The sequence below is a fragment of the Ruegeria sp. C8 genome (assembly GCF_056537565.1).
In genome coordinates, this window is the sequence record NZ_JBQFRV010000010.1 from 152,755 (window position 1) to 166,722 (window position 13,968).

The 13,968-nt window shown below is 53.7% G+C and carries 12 protein-coding genes; 5 read left to right on the forward strand and 7 right to left on the reverse strand.

What is annotated here, in order from left to right; all coding sequences use genetic code 11:
• Positions 1–48: 48 nt before the first annotated feature.
• Complete coding sequence (locus ACR0KL_RS14610) at positions 49–1,410, reverse strand: metal-dependent hydrolase family protein (protein WP_480777191.1); 1,362 nt, start codon at positions 1,408–1,410, stop codon at positions 49–51.
• A 182-nt stretch (positions 1,411–1,592) separates the two neighbouring features.
• On the opposite strand from ACR0KL_RS14610, the gene ACR0KL_RS14615 reads away from it, so the two are divergent.
• On the forward strand, positions 1,593–2,618 hold the full coding sequence (locus tag ACR0KL_RS14615) for a helix-turn-helix domain-containing protein (RefSeq protein ID WP_170679036.1): 1,026 nt from the start codon (positions 1,593–1,595) through the stop codon (positions 2,616–2,618).
• Positions 2,619–2,986: 368 nt separating this feature from the next.
• Here ACR0KL_RS14615 and ACR0KL_RS14620 read toward each other — a convergent pair whose 3' ends face one another.
• The 3 genes from ACR0KL_RS14620 to ACR0KL_RS14630 all read right to left on the reverse strand — a co-directional run bounded on the left by ACR0KL_RS14620 (position 2,987) and on the right by ACR0KL_RS14630 (position 8,403).
• A complete protein-coding gene (locus tag ACR0KL_RS14620) occupies positions 2,987–4,402 on the reverse strand; it encodes an FAD-binding oxidoreductase (RefSeq protein WP_170679034.1) in 1,416 nt (471 codons plus the stop codon).
• A gap of 116 nt (positions 4,403–4,518) precedes the next feature.
• Positions 4,519–4,776: a DUF4242 domain-containing protein gene (locus tag ACR0KL_RS14625; RefSeq protein WP_170641725.1), complete on the reverse strand. Its 258-nt coding sequence runs from the start codon at positions 4,774–4,776 to the stop codon at positions 4,519–4,521.
• A 27-nt stretch (positions 4,777–4,803) separates the two neighbouring features.
• Positions 4,804–8,403 carry an adenylate/guanylate cyclase domain-containing protein gene (locus tag ACR0KL_RS14630; RefSeq protein WP_480777192.1) on the reverse strand — a complete coding sequence of 1,200 codons (3,600 nt, stop codon included), beginning with the start codon at positions 8,401–8,403 and terminating at the stop codon, positions 4,804–4,806.
• 604 nt (positions 8,404–9,007) lie between these two features.
• Between ACR0KL_RS14630 and ACR0KL_RS14635 the strand changes: the two genes are divergently transcribed.
• From ACR0KL_RS14635 to ACR0KL_RS14645, 3 genes are read left to right on the forward strand one after another with little or no spacing between them, the layout of a single operon-like run.
• Complete coding sequence (locus tag ACR0KL_RS14635) at positions 9,008–9,628, forward strand: hypothetical protein (RefSeq protein ID WP_170679030.1); 621 nt, start codon at positions 9,008–9,010, stop codon at positions 9,626–9,628.
• A 1-nt stretch (position 9,629) separates the two neighbouring features.
• Positions 9,630–9,980: a hypothetical protein gene (locus tag ACR0KL_RS14640; RefSeq protein WP_480777193.1), complete on the forward strand. Its 351-nt coding sequence runs from the start codon at positions 9,630–9,632 to the stop codon at positions 9,978–9,980.
• A 47-nt stretch (positions 9,981–10,027) separates the two neighbouring features.
• On the forward strand, positions 10,028–10,192 hold the full coding sequence (locus ACR0KL_RS14645) for a hypothetical protein (protein ID WP_170679028.1): 165 nt from the start codon (positions 10,028–10,030) through the stop codon (positions 10,190–10,192).
• An 878-nt stretch (positions 10,193–11,070) separates the two neighbouring features.
• On the opposite strand, the gene ACR0KL_RS14650 is transcribed toward ACR0KL_RS14645, so the two are convergent.
• Both ACR0KL_RS14650 and ACR0KL_RS14655 read right to left on the reverse strand, forming a co-directional pair.
• Positions 11,071–11,427, reverse strand: coding sequence for a VOC family protein (locus ACR0KL_RS14650; RefSeq protein WP_170679026.1), 357 nt, complete (start codon positions 11,425–11,427; stop codon positions 11,071–11,073).
• Between the two features lie 40 nt (positions 11,428–11,467).
• Positions 11,468–11,905 carry a VOC family protein gene (locus ACR0KL_RS14655; protein ID WP_170679025.1) on the reverse strand — a complete coding sequence of 146 codons (438 nt, stop codon included), beginning with the start codon at positions 11,903–11,905 and terminating at the stop codon, positions 11,468–11,470.
• Positions 11,906–12,011: 106 nt separating this feature from the next.
• Between ACR0KL_RS14655 and ACR0KL_RS14660 the strand changes: the two genes are divergently transcribed.
• Entirely contained in the window at positions 12,012–12,716 is a 705-nt protein-coding gene (locus ACR0KL_RS14660) for a helix-turn-helix transcriptional regulator (RefSeq protein ID WP_170679023.1), read from the forward strand.
• Positions 12,717–13,168: 452 nt separating this feature from the next.
• Here the strand turns inward: ACR0KL_RS14660 and ACR0KL_RS14665 are convergent, their stop codons facing one another.
• Positions 13,169–13,372, reverse strand: coding sequence for a hypothetical protein (locus ACR0KL_RS14665; RefSeq protein WP_170679021.1), 204 nt, complete (start codon positions 13,370–13,372; stop codon positions 13,169–13,171).
• Between the last annotated feature and the right edge of the window lie 596 nt (positions 13,373–13,968).

A 13,968-nucleotide genomic window follows, 5' to 3' on the forward strand; every position in this document is an offset into this window, starting at 1 on the left:
AAGTTAAGGGGGCGCGGGATGTCGAGGTAAATTCACCCCGCGCGACACTCAATCGAGTGTATTCTTGTAGATCACGCCATCTTTCATGATGAGGTCGATGTTGTTGGTGTAGTCGACCAGGATCTCGGCATCCTCGACCGGGTTACCTTCAACTAGCAGCAGATCGGCGTATGCACCCTGTTCGATCACGCCCAGCGGGCCTGCTGTGTAGGGATTGAGTTTTCCTGAAAGTGCCAGAAGTGTGGCCGATTTTGACGTGGCCTGTTGCAGGATTTCGTGTGAAGTCCACGCCTCCAGCCGGTATTTGAACTCATCGTTTTGCTTGGTCAGAGCCACCGGGTCGCCGATTATGTCAGTTGAGAAAGCCACGTTCTCGATCCCGAAATCTTTGATCAACTGCATCTGATTTCGTGCACCCGCTTGCACGCTGAGGAACTTTTCAGCGGCCCCTGGTCCGAGAGCGGAAATAACGGTTTGTTCGTCCAGCCCCAAAAGAGAGTAGAACGGAACAATCCATGCATCCGCGTCCTTGATCGCTTGCGCACCGATTTCTGTCATCAGTTGTCCATGTTCAATGCTGATCACACCTGCCTCAATCGACCGCACAATGGACTCGTCCGTATAGGCGTGAACCATCACATAGGTTCCCCAATCGGCAGCGGCCCGAACAGAAGCTTCCAGCTCTTCCGGAAGACCTTGAACGGTGTGAAGAGGATCAACTGAAGAGGACACGCCGCCGCCAGCCATAACTTTGATCTGGACAGCGCCAAGGCGCAGGGCTTCGCGGGTCGCGCGCAGTGTTTCCGGCACGCCGTCGGCCAGAAACTCCAGGTGCTGGTTAAAGAAGGATGGTTGCGCCCCCATGAAATTGGGATGGGGCTCGGTGTAGACGCGATGTTCTCCATGCCCCGAGGTTTGCGAGATCACAGGCCCAGAGGCGTAGATACGCGGGCCAATAGCCTTACCCCGATCAATCGCTTTTTGCAGGCCGATCGCGGGGCCGCCCGCATCCCGCACTGTTGTGAACCCTCGCAGAAGCATTTTTTCGGCTTCAATTGTTGAAACAGCACCCCAGTACATCCAGTCGAAGTTATCGCGCAGGTCAGCCACCGGTTCGGTGACGGTCATATGCACATGTGCGTCGATCAAGCCCGGCATCAGCGTGCGACCACCACCGTCAATGATCTGGGCATTGGCGACGGCCAGTGGTTCCGCCGATACTTCTGCGATCAGGTTGTCCACGACCAGAACGTTTGCGTTCTCAAGTCGCTGTTCATCGACACCGTTAAAAACGTGCACGTTGGTAAATAGGATTGGAAAGCTCTCTTCCTGTGCCAAACCTTGGCCCGCGATTGCCAGGCTTGCAGAAAAGGCTGCCGTGGCCACCAGGTGTTTGAATTTCGGTGTCATTGAGGCCCTCCAAATACGAATTACAGATATATGTTTCTGAATATGATTTTAGAGTGATTGCCGGATTTTGCCTGACAGTATGGCGGGCTTAGCCAAATTGATTTGGCATTCTGCATGCTTTTGGCGCCTTTTTGTGTGTTTTCTGTCTTTCTGTCGTTACCTTCATGATATCTGAGGTCGGCATGGACGCATTTGACCAAAACACCAAGAAGGCCTTGCCGTTGGTTCGGGCATCGGTTGCTGCACCCGTGGTCGCTGCTTTGCGTGGTGCCGGTGTTGAACCGGCATTTGTTCTGGACCCTCTGGGCGTGAGTGAAGCTCAGGTGATGGATCGCCAGAATTTCCTGCCACACGAGACGATTTATAAAATCCATCAAGCCGCTGCTGACGCAACATCACCGGACTTCTGCGCGCAAGTTGGTCAATCAATTGACCTTGTTCGGTTTCTGCCCCTTGGTGACATGTTGGCCGAGGCGTTGACGCTAGGCGACTTCTTTACGCGATACACTCAAGCCGTCTCGAAAGAATCCAATGCGGTCACGCAATCGCTGCTTGTGGAAGGCGAGCATGCTTATTTCAGTGCCAAGCGGAATTTCAACATTTCGGTTTCGCCCGGACAGACCGACGCATTTCTGGCGAGCATTTGGATATCACTACTGCACCGAGTTCTGGATTTCAGGTGGGACCCAAGCCAAATCAATTTACGGGTAAGCGAACCTGACGTGCTACCTAAGCACTTTCATGGTGTTCAAGCCATCAAGTGCGGCCCACAGGGTTTTTCGATCCGGTTTCCCTCACCCTGGCTGAGCCATAAGTTGCTCACGGAAACATTGGCAAACCCGTCAGACCTGACAAGCGCTAACCTCGATCAGCATGCGCCTCAAGATTTCTTAGCCGGGCTTCAGGGCCTGATCCGGATTCATCTTGGCGAGCAGGGATTTGGTGTAGACGAACTGGCGCGCCTATGCGGTTTCCACCGGGAGACTTTGAACAATCGGCTGGCCACTTATGGGCTATCAGCATCTCAGGTCATATCTGGTGTCAAACTGGAAGAAGCAAGGAAGCTGCTGGGTCCGGTTGGGAAGTCCGTTGGTGAGACCGCACTGCGGCTTGGTTACGCAGACTCCACCGCGTTTTCGAGGGCCTTCCGAAAATGGTCTGGGATGTCGCCGTCGGCCTTTAAGAAAACGGTGGAGGAACGGGCCTGATCATCTCGGTGCCAATGCTGATCGAGGTTTCTGTTCCTGTAACAAGACTGTACCAAATAGTGGTCTTGATGCTCGGCAAGAAGATCGGCGAACTAGTCCCAAATAGTTGCTAGTCGCCTTGCATCCATTTTTTTGAGGCTGAATTCTGCTAATCAAACTGCAACTTTGATTTAGAAATAACGCTTACACGATTTGAATTTAAAGATCGTATTGACGGAATCCGCAACCAGGTACGAGCGGGGTCACTAGTTCGATTGTCCACTGGATGCTTCACTTGACCTGACAATTCGTCAACGAGAATAGCCACGTGATGTTAAGGCGCAACGCTCAACATCAATCTGGACCAGTTTATGCGGTTTTGAATTCTATCACGCGGGCAAGATATTGTGGTTTACCCTGAACAAATTGGCCGGGTCATATGTGCCCTTGATCCTAGAAAGCTTGCCACCGTTATCGCCATATGCCCCGGCCATGTGGTCTGCTTCGTCTTCTGGCATGAAGTTGACATACGCACTTCCGCTCGCGTGCGGTTGCATCTGGACGTAAAGTTTTCGCGCCCAATCAATACACTCGGCATCCTTGCCGGGATCCTCCCAACGCGTGTGAACATTCATGATGAAGTGAGCAGATCTTTGGGGATAGGCCGTTGAACCGGCGTCGACGCGCGCCATCGCTCCGCCCACATGGGCAATAAAAACTTCGCACGCCGGGTCAGGAAGATTTGCAATCGCTTTCAGTAAACTTGAGATGGCGTCCGAAGAAAGTTCATCTAAATCATGGCTCTTCCAATAGTTCCTAGCACCTGGTGTTAGAAGCGGGTCAAAAGCGGCCTGCCAGTCTACAAACTTGTGGGGAGAGATCACGTCGGCAATTGGTTCGCCAAGCGCGCGTAGTGCCGCAATAGCTTTTTCACCTTCGTCCATGGACCCGCTATAGCAGGCAGCAAAGATCAACACCTCTCGTCCATGCCACTCAGCTGGCAGAAAGGGTAGAGGAGGCGCTTTCCGCATCACGCTCCAGACGGTCAGTTCCTCCGGGGAATTGTCTGCAATGGTGGCGAATTCGGCCAATAGTTCTGGCGCCTTTACTATCGGATGAACAATGAGGCCAGACAGGACCTCGGGCCCTAACTCATGCAGTTGAAACTCGAAGGAAGTCACCACACCAAAGTTTCCACCGCCTCCTCGGATGGCCCAGAAAAGTTCAGAGTGGCTTTTGGGAGAGGCCGTTACTATGGTTCCGTCCGCGGTCACGACTTCCGCTGAGAGCAAATTGTCGATCGTCATACCAAATTTCCGAGTGGTCCATCCAAAGCCGCCGCCAAGCGTGAGACCTGCGATGCCCGTAGTCGAATTGATGCCAACGGGAACGGCAAGTGCATGTGCCTGAGTTTCGCGATCCACATCTCCTAGCAGTGCTCCGGGCGCAACCCGAGCAGTTTTGCTGACAGGGTCGACGTGAACCGACCGCATCTGGGACAGATCGAGCATGACCGTTTCATCTGCGACTGCATGTCCCGCTATCTGATGCCCACCTGACCGAATGGACATTATGAGGCCATTGTCGCGCACGAAGTTCACGGCCTTCTGCACATCGCTTGCACCCAAGGCGCGGATCACGAAACCGGGGTAACGTTCGAACATGCTATTCCACGTGGTCCTAGCATCTTCGTATTCCGCAGTGCCCTTATGGTAGACTCCGCCGCGAAGCGATAAATCAAGAGCGTCTAAAGCGCCTTGGTTTACAGTTGCCGTACTACCATCAAGTGTTTTTAGGTCAAACATGCATTGGCCTCCCTATTGTCAGGTCGGGCTTCTTGCAGGGTTGCCTCAAGTAATTGATATTTCCGTCGCGTTGTCTCGCGACGGCGTTTCATTGAATTAGTAAAATACGATGCTGATCAGGCGAAAATTGCCGGATCAATCCGATCCACAGGCGTTATGACATCGGCGGGAATGTTCAGGCGTTCGGCCGCCCTTCTCAGGCTTTCCTCATCCGGGGCTTCGTACAAGCAGTACGTTTTGCGCTTGTCTGCACTTAGAAACGAAAAAATCCACTCGACGCCGACTTCGTCATTGATCTCTTTTATGTGAATTTTGTCATCGTCTGTGACGTTGAGCTGCTCAGCGAAATTTCTTTCAATTATGTACCTTGGCATAAAGTCCCCCAAACCAGATTAATTACCTTAACTCGCTACTCCTTCGAGCTTTGATCTGAGGGAAACCATACTCAATTTCTGTGAAATTGCCAACGCTTCCCCTTCCAGTTGAAACGCCTGTTCCACATCATTCTGGCGCCCGCGTCGCCTTAATGCAGTTGCATATGCCGCCTTGCTGTGCGCGACCCAAGGGGGGCATTTCATGCGCGTGTCAATTTCTATGGCCTTCTCGAACATCTTCTCAGCGGCATCCCAGTCCTTCAGAACCTTACTCAGACTTCCAAGGCGTCGGGCAGCTGCGCCAGTGCAGACTGTAGTGGCCCCAGCGGTGATCGTAAGGTCTTCGTAAGGAGCAAGCATTTCATAGAGCGTCTTGGCGTGTTCCTGATGCTCAATGGCGACACATATGTCGGCCAAATAGGACAATGTCGTTGAATACATGGCGTCGGGTGGAAGATCGAAGCCATTGGCAGCCATTTCGTTCAGTATTCGTTCGGCAGGTTCTTTGTACCCAAGTTCTGCAGCGATAAGACCAAAACCGGGCTTCCATGAAATGTCTTCGGGGCTGTCTGTCATCAGTTTCTTAATCACAGGCGCAACTTCGTGCAGTCGGTTTTGCTCGCGGCGGATCGTGAACATCTGAACTCCAAAGACGCCCTCAACATGTTCCCCATGGGTCTTTCGACCAATTTTCACAGCCTCGGTGGCGTGGTTCTCGGCTTGCTCAAAATCGCCATCCATAATTGCAACCATGGCGCGTGCGTGTTTCTGAACCCAATAGAGCTGCAGATGATTGTCCTTTTCCGAAATCTCTGTCAGCAAACCCAGAGAATGGTCCATCAATTCACGGTCGGCCATCTCGGCGCCTACAAACAAGCTCAGAGTTCGGTCTCGACCTTGATCGATACTACCAAGATGCTCTGCCACACCGTGCATGGCCTCCAGATTTTCACGCCAATGATGGGCTTCTCTTCCCTTACGCGCAACGAATGGAGCCCCAAAATGCATCATCATTACTGAGAACTGGGATTTATAGTCTCCCAGTTTTGCGGCCAACTCCATGGACTGCTGGCCGAAACGCGCACCTTCGGAGAACTGACCGACGAACATGTGGGCGCGTGCAAGTTGGCTCATCAGTCTGCACCGACGGACTTCATCGGCATCGGGCAAGTCTTTTAATGCATTGTCGCAGAGATCGATTGCTTCATTGTGCCTTTCGCTGGACATCATGCATGAGTCGGCGAAATGGTTGGCCGCGTCAGCAGCCAATTCCACATCGTGCACTGCCAGCGCCGCGTTGGAGGCGTCTTTCAGAACTGCTATCCCTTCAGGCAATTGGCCCAGGCTGTCATGGCTGCGGCCAACAAGGATCTTACCTTTGATCAATTCTGTTTTGGAATCTGAGCCAAGTTTTTCAGCAGCTTGCAGCGTTTCTCTGGCGTTCGTCATCGCCTCTTGGCTGGCAGATCGTGCCAACGCCATTTCTGTCGCAATCTGCCATTTTTCGAACGCGGCCCTCCAATCCTCAGCTTCTGAAAGGTGGCGGGCGACCAGTTCGGGACGACGCGCGATTTCGGCTGACCTTGTCTGTATCAACGCACGCGCAACATCCGCGTGCTGTTGTTTTCGAGTTGAGCTAAGCATGGACTGATAGGCGGTATCGCGGATAAGGGCATGACGGAATACAAAGTGCCCGCGATTGTGACCGCTTTCGAAGACTATGCCTGTTCGCGAAAGTTCTTCGAGGCATTTGTCGATATCAGATTCTGCAAGACGCATCGCCGCATTCAATATGCTCGGCTCAAACTCTCTGCCAATAACAGACCCTGTAAGCGCAACCTGTTTTGCCTTAGGCGAAACCGCATCAAGACGCGCCATCAACGCGCCTTTCAAAGACGAGGGTATGTGGATTTGCCCTTGCTCACCAGCCTCCACAATCGTTCGCGTCAATTCCTCCACGAACAAAGGTACACCGTCAGTCTTTTCAATGATTTTAACAATCAAGGTACCGTCCGGTTTCTTGCCTGTGATGTTTGCGACGAGGTGTGAAACATGCGCAGAATCGAACCGGCGCAGTACTAGTGACTGAACGTGCGTGTCCCCATCGTCGCGGGCCAATTCCCACCCAGGCCTGTGGGTAATCAGGATCATCAGAGGAAGGTCGCTGGAAATCGACTTAAAGCGCTCCAACAAGGCTTGTGTGGAAGGATCGATCCAATGCGCATCTTCTACACACAGAACAACCGGGCACACGTCTGATCGCACCTGCACTGTGTGAATCAAAGTTTGGATTGTTATGTCGCGCTGCTCCTGCGGCGACATCTCGAGCACCTTTTGGGCCAGCGCACTACGAGGTGCAACCAAAGCTGCGAAGACAGGTAGAACTTGTTCCCAGTCCAGTCCCGGCCGTCTTTCCAGCATCTTCCTGACATGTTCAAGGATCAAATTGTCATCGAAGTCCGGTTCGACACCTGCGTCCTGGGATATCCGTTGGGCAACCGGATGAAAGGGGCTACTGCTGAGATAAGGAGAACAATTCAGCCTTATGATATCTGCCTGGTCGTTCGCGGTGATATCTGCGAGGAATTCCTCTGTAAGTCGCGATTTCCCAATCCCGGCTTCACCGGACAGCAACACAACCTCTCCATGACCATTCTGGGCACGTTGCCATGATTGCAGCAGAATACCCTTTTCGTAGTCCCGGCCGATCATAACACTGTCGACTTCATCGCGATGTGCGGCTCGGAACCGGCTTTCCGCACTGCGTTCCGACACCACTTTCAGTAGAGTCCGAGGCTCAGCAAAACCCTTTAGCTCTTTCTTGCCAAGAGATTTGTATTCAAAAATCCGATGCAAAGCGGTCTCGGTTTCTTCTGCCGACAACACGACCGAGTTTGGTTCCGCAAATTCTTGAATTCGCGCCGCAAGATTGACAACTGGGCCCGTCATGGCCCCTTCTTCATATGTGTTTTCACCGATATTATCGCCGACAACGACATCACCACTCGCAATGCCCAGCCTTACTGACAAGCGCTCTCCGTCCGGGGTTTTGAGTTCGCTGACGCGATGAACGGCCTCAAGACCGGCTTTGATCGCCCGAATTGCGTGATCTTCGTAGGCCCTCGGCCAGCCAAAAAACACGAGAAGACCGTCGCCCAAGTATTTTGCAACATAGCCACCATATCGACTTACGGCGCCCGCAACGGCGTCTTGGTAGTTCTGTAGTAAGTCCCGCATATCTTCGGGGTCGAAACGATTGGTGAGTTCCGTCGAGCCGACGAGATCGGCAAACAAAACGGTTACGTGGCGCTTCTCTGCAGTGGCCGGCTCACTATGCTTACTTTTGAGCGGATCGTCACTTTGTGAATGGTTTGAGATAGGCGCGTTTACGTTTCCCGGCGGGTGTTCACGAGATGCTTGCGGCGATGAAGTTGCGCGTTGCTGGCCGCCTAGCTCTTGCACTGCGGCGAGGATGATCTTGCGGTGACCAAGGCTTAGCCCGAGCTCTTTTAAGTCGTCGTCTGACAGAAGTGGCAAAACACGCGCATCGATATCATTTGCCGCAAAAACATCTGCGTACTGGCTCAGTTCGAGATCTTTCAACCACTTTTCAATTTCGACCGTCATCTTTGGATCATGCTGGGATACGCATCACTAATCAAGAATACGCAATCAAAACGGGATGACCTTGAATGAATAGCTGCAGAATATCTTTACATTCAGACCAACCGACTAGGTCGGTTCTTGCCCCAGCCTTCTGGAATTGCGCAACTTGCCAATTAGCTGCACGTATTCGATGAATTGTTTTTGAAGAGACCTGTGACCGCGATGTGCGAGTGCGCGCAGCGCTAGGCCACATTAGCGCAGTGAGTGTCTTCTTTGATGGGCCGCGACGCGGCATACAGACTCAGCAATGTAGGGCAGCTTTGCGCCGCACAAGATGAGCCAACCCGACACACCACTACAGATGCTGCGCTGCCTCTGAAGTCTGTTGTGAGCCCACTTTGCCGAATGTTGCACTGCGCAAGAAAGCCTTCTCCCGGGAAGCGGGCCCAAAACGACCGTTTTTGACACTCACAACACTAACGAACACTCGCAAAATTCGCTGAGTGACTTGTGATTTGGTCAGCTGATTTGAGCCCGGAGCGGTGTTTACATTATTATTGCGTGCGACAGTTTGCATTGCTTTAGTAATTAAAGTTCTCCGTGGTTCCATTGGGAGTTTTTAATAATGCGATTGACGTTTTTGACTGTATGTATTTTTGCTTTGCCAACGCTCGCGGCCGCCGCGGATGTTGGGCAGGAAGCAATTGACGGCTGTATCGACCAATTGCGAGAAGTCGGAGGGCCAGACGGACAAGGTGGCGCGGTGCTCTCCACCGAGTTTTCCGAAGCAAACTCGCTTGTCATGTTGCAAGATAGAGGCGAAACAATCTGGCGATGCCTTGTCTCAAACGATGGTCAGGTTGCCGAATTGAGCGTTGCACAAGCCGCAGATGACGGCGGTGGTGCGATGGCGGGCTCTTCTGGCACAGGCGCGCCAAGCACGGAGCGCGTGCAGTTCGCAAGTGGCACTTCCGGTGCGGAGCTGACCGGCTCTCTCCTGCCACAAGAGAGCCGGCGGTATATCCTGGGTGCGCGCGACGGTCAGTTCCTTTATTTCCGTCTCGCCGCGAACGGACCCGGAATGACTTATGTGATCTATAATCCGGACGGGTCTGTTCTGCTCGATGAAACGGGCGCGGCGCAAGAGTATCGTGGGCAGCTCTGGCAGTCGGGAGATCACGTGATCGAAGTCTACAACACTTCGAACGGTGCACAGTCCTACAACGTGATCTTTGGCATCGAATGACATGAATGCGGAAGAGTTTCCGCATCAAATTGGAGAATCCAATAAGAAATCGTTTATGCTGGTTTGTGCATTTGCGACACTCTGCGCATTGGCGGGTTGCGTGGAGACTTCAAGCCCCACGGCACCTTCAACTGACCAACCGTCCGTGGGAAGCTCCACCGATCTTTCCGCATTTGAAGGTGCGCGGGCCGGTCAGGCCGAGATGGGCATACAAAACCTCGGCTATGAGTTGATCCGGACAGACGGTCTAACTGCCTTCTGGTTTAACCGCAGCACGGGTGCCTGCGCACGCATCGCGACTGCCGATGGCCGTTATTCGGATGTCACTATGCTGCCCGCCGTAGATTGCTAATGCTCTAGGTCGTGGCTGAACACTTTGTCTGATTGAAAGGAAGTTCCATGAAATACACGCTTGCAGCCGCAACACTGTTCGTCGTTTTGGCAGGATGTGCAGAAGAGCAATCCTTCACCACGGAAGCGGATATTTCCGAAGTAAACCGGAACACCGAATGCCCCGTGGATGTATCGGAAGCGGATCGCGCGAACTATCCGGCGTGCAACTAATCTGACATCGGCACCCGGAGAATCTCACTTACACATACGGAAAGGACTAAGCAGTGTCAGGATCGGCAACCGCCTGTCGTTGGGTTGTTCGAACCTTAGGGGTTTTGTACCTCATGGCACTTGCGCTGTTTTTGGTCGGCACCTTCGGGCTTTTTGGTCAGCAGAGAGACCCTTTGTCCGGTATCTTCCTGCTGCCCATGGGATTGCCATGGGTTCTCTTGACAGATGGTTTTCCGGAGACTTGGCGCCTATGGCTTGCGAGTCTGGCTCCGGCGCTCAATCTTGTAATCCTAACGTTGCTTTGCCGTCGTATAAAACGACGCCTGTAGACATCATTTCAGTTATTTGAAAGGGACGCTGTGAGCCTTGATATTCCACATATGATTGTCACCGTAGCAATCTGCTTTGCTGTCCTCTGGGGTCTCGAACAGACGCCACTTTTTGCGAACATGCCGAAACGAAAAGCAACAGTGCTTAAGCTTGTCACCCTATTTGTGGCAATCTTAATTCTAAACATAGTCTGGCCTTACGGGTCAAACGGCTAACCCGAGACGCAGCTTCTACGATGGCGACCGCAGATCGTTAATACACCGATGTCGCGCCTTTCGAAGGCAGCCGGCTGCCCAAGGTCGAAGCAACGGCGCCATGTTCGCGAAACACTGATGCGAGGAACACAGGGTTACAGGGATCACCGACCTCCACGTGCAGTCTTTTTTGAGATCGCGTGCCTTGTCTGCAGAACGATTGATCGCTGTGACGACTAAATCCTTTGCGAGCGCAGCATCGAGGACAAGCTTACCTCTCCGCCCATTCGCGCCCAAAAGAACAAGCTTAAAAACCTTCTCCTTTCAATCGGAAACTGCACTTGCGACCTGTCCTCAGGCGGAGAGGCAAATCTTGTTGCTGTCCAGATCCCTGACGTAGGCCGAGAAACGCGGTCCCCGTTGGTTCGGTTCGCCTTCGCTCGTGCCGCCAAGCTCGATGGCCAATACATACAGCCTTTCGACCTCTTCAGCCGACCCGACACTGAAGCCGACCATGGTTCCGTTTCCATTGGTGGCAGGGTTTTCGTCGAACGGGATGGCGACTGCAAAGGCAAAGCCAGGTCCGAGCCAGTATGCCATTCTGTCAGTGGGCGAGACACGCTCCATACCCGTTCGACCAAAAAGCTGGTCATAAAAGTGCGTTGCGGCGGCCATGTCGTTGGTACCGACGACGAAGTAGTTCATTTGCATGGTGCGATCTCCGTTGAGAAAGTGCGGAGTGTTGAGTGCGTCACTTGACTGTCAGTTTGAAGAACTCGATCAGCTGACCGTTCGGGTCGATGATCTTGAGCAGGTGGATGCCCGGCTCTTCGATGATCTTTGGCGCGGCCACGCCGGCGGCAATGGCACGGGCGTGCAAGACTTCCAGATCGGCGGATTGCAGGTAGGGAACCGCGCCCGAACCTGCCTCGGCACCAGGTGCGTACTTATCCCGTGACACGATCGCGAACCAGCCACCAGCCACGTCGAACGCCACGAATTCTGGTAGCCCAATTGTCGGTTCTCTGTCGAACAGGGCGCGGTAGAAGGCCTCCGATTCGTCCATGTTGTCAGTCGGCACATAGGCACCCATAGCCATGATCGGCGCAGTTCCTTGCTGCTCGGACGACTTCGCTGCGAGCGCTGATGGCAGAACAGCGGCGAGGGTTAGGGCAATGAATCGTCTCATATTCTGATCTCCTTAGTTGATGCCTTTCCTGCTTTTACCGCGCCTATGCTGACAGCGTGTTGTCAGCATGGTGTCAGTATGATCTGCTTCATAGGAAGGAGATCACATGAGGCGTGGCGATAGATTATTTGAAGTCATAGAGATTCTGAGACGTGCCAAAGGCCCGATCTCAGCCCAGTCTATTGGTGAAGAACTGAGCGTGACCAAGCGCACGGTGTATCGTGATATTGCTGCGCTGATTGGGCAGGGCGTGCCAATCAATGGCGAGGCCGGGGTCGGCTATGTGTTGGAGCCCGGCTTTCATATGCCACCGCTGATGCTGACCCCGGATGAGATCGAGGCCGTTACGCTTGGTGTGCTGTGGGTCCAGACCCGAGGCGAACCCGAACTTGCGCTGGCGGCTGAGAAGCTGATCACCAAGCTGGAAGCTGTTGCTCCTGACAAGTACCGGACGTCATTCCTTCAGCCGGCGGTCAGCGTCGCGCCCGTCACACAGCCGGATGAAGTGCTCGGCGCGGCGGCCATTCGTCTGGCCATTCGGTGCCGCAAAAAGATAGCATTGAAATATTCAGACCACTCAGGCCAAAAGTCACGTCGTGTGATATGGCCCATACTGCTGGGTTACCGAGACACCAGCCGCATCATAGCTGCATGGTGCGAGATGCGAGAAGGCTTTCGCTACTTTCGGACAGAGCGGATCATTGAGGCGGAGGTCCTCGAAGACAGCATTCCTCGGCGAATGGACCTACTCCGCGCGGAGTGGCGCGATGCAACGGATGCAGAACGAAAGCGCTATGAAGAAGGGGCATAGGGCAGGGCTTGCCGCACGACCGCTTTGTGAAATCTGCAGCGCAGCGGAGCGCTGGTTCAAAAACCGCTCCGATCAGATTCGTGATGTCATCCGCTCCCTATCAGAGCAACTTTTACGCGACCGTCTTTAACAACATGGATGCCGTGATCACGTGTCGGAGCGGCTTCTCGCGCTTCTGTTAGGGGGAGAGGGAAAACATGCCGAATTGCTTCGAAAAAATGGAAGCTGGTCAGCGCCAAATTCGGAGCATTTGGTAACCGCAATCCATTGGCGTACCAGGGCGACCCGCTCGCGCATCTGACCAAGCTCTTTGAGCCAGAGCGTTTTGAGGGTAACTTCCAGAAAGACCGTCTGCACAACCGATGGGCCATGATCTGGTGCACGGCGCGCGCCAGAGAGGACGATTGCGGTCACGGGCCTGTTCATTCAGTCGCGGTCGCTTGCCCGCTTTTTCACAACAGCGCAAAAGCCCGGTCGCGGCAATTCCCGAGGGATCTGGACAGTGTGATGCAGACAATGCGTTCCGGTACCCAAGCACTCCAGGAACCGTTCAGCGTGTCGTCGCGGATGCCTTTGCTGTGCATGGGCAGGTTGATCGCATGATCCGTCAGCGTGGCTGTCGTGGCGTGACCAATGTGATGGTCGCCGCAGATCATCCAGCTGTGCCCGTTGGTAGTGACGCAGAGAACGGATGCGCCAAGGCAATGGCCGGAAACGAATTCCCTGGAATCTCAGTTTCCGTATCTCCGGGCAAAAGCGCGGACTCCTTTATTGTCTGAATGCAATCAGTTTCAGAGGCGCAGCGTTGTGCCCGCACCTACATGACCTTAAAGATGCGCCAAGTGCTACAAGCGCACTAAAACCCACCAAACCGGGTCAACGCTGCTTTCGTTTGACCGAAATAATGCAGCCAGAGTGTTTTGGATGCCGCGCTGGTACATCGCGTGCCATGGCGTCCACGTTTCCGAGATGCCGCAACGCCCCGCTGTTCAACAAAACGCCTCGCCCAGCATCATAACGACGCTGTCCAAATCCGCTGGCAACGCATTCCCAGTTTTCCTTGGCCGCCGCGTTGCGGAATCTTGGTAGGTCGTGCGGGTCATGCCGTCCTGGTGTTGCTGCGACGTGATCGTGTTTCTTTGAATTGCTTTGATGGGTTAAATGGTGGGTCACTTGTGTTGCGCCAGGTTGCTGAGCAGTACCGGTTGTTGGCCTTGGCCTTGGGCGCATGATTGTCACGACACCTTGTGGA

What these genes read in the sequence shown, in the direction of transcription:
- ACR0KL_RS14635 (WP_170679030.1), top strand. Translation starts at nt 9,008, where the DNA reads ATGCGATTGACGTTTTTGACTGTATGTATTTTTGCTTTGCCAACGCTC.
- ACR0KL_RS14615 (WP_170679036.1), top strand. Translation starts at nt 1,593, where the DNA reads ATGGACGCATTTGACCAAAACACCAAGAAGGCCTTGCCGTTGGTTCGG.
- ACR0KL_RS14630 (WP_480777192.1), bottom strand. Translation starts at nt 8,403, where the DNA reads ATGACGGTCGAAATTGAAAAGTGGTTGAAAGATCTCGAACTGAGCCAG.
- ACR0KL_RS14655 (WP_170679025.1), bottom strand. Translation starts at nt 11,905, where the DNA reads ATGAGACGATTCATTGCCCTAACCCTCGCCGCTGTTCTGCCATCAGCG.
- ACR0KL_RS14660 (WP_170679023.1), top strand. Translation starts at nt 12,012, where the DNA reads ATGAGGCGTGGCGATAGATTATTTGAAGTCATAGAGATTCTGAGACGT.
- ACR0KL_RS14650 (WP_170679026.1), bottom strand. Translation starts at nt 11,427, where the DNA reads ATGCAAATGAACTACTTCGTCGTCGGTACCAACGACATGGCCGCCGCA.
- ACR0KL_RS14620 (WP_170679034.1), bottom strand. Translation starts at nt 4,402, where the DNA reads ATGTTTGACCTAAAAACACTTGATGGTAGTACGGCAACTGTAAACCAA.
- ACR0KL_RS14625 (WP_170641725.1), bottom strand. Translation starts at nt 4,776, where the DNA reads ATGCCAAGGTACATAATTGAAAGAAATTTCGCTGAGCAGCTCAACGTC.
- ACR0KL_RS14645 (WP_170679028.1), top strand. Translation starts at nt 10,028, where the DNA reads ATGAAATACACGCTTGCAGCCGCAACACTGTTCGTCGTTTTGGCAGGA.
- ACR0KL_RS14665 (WP_170679021.1), bottom strand. Translation starts at nt 13,372, where the DNA reads ATGATCTGCGGCGACCATCACATTGGTCACGCCACGACAGCCACGCTG.
- ACR0KL_RS14610 (WP_480777191.1), bottom strand. Translation starts at nt 1,410, where the DNA reads ATGACACCGAAATTCAAACACCTGGTGGCCACGGCAGCCTTTTCTGCA.
- ACR0KL_RS14640 (WP_480777193.1), top strand. Translation starts at nt 9,630, where the DNA reads ATGAATGCGGAAGAGTTTCCGCATCAAATTGGAGAATCCAATAAGAAA.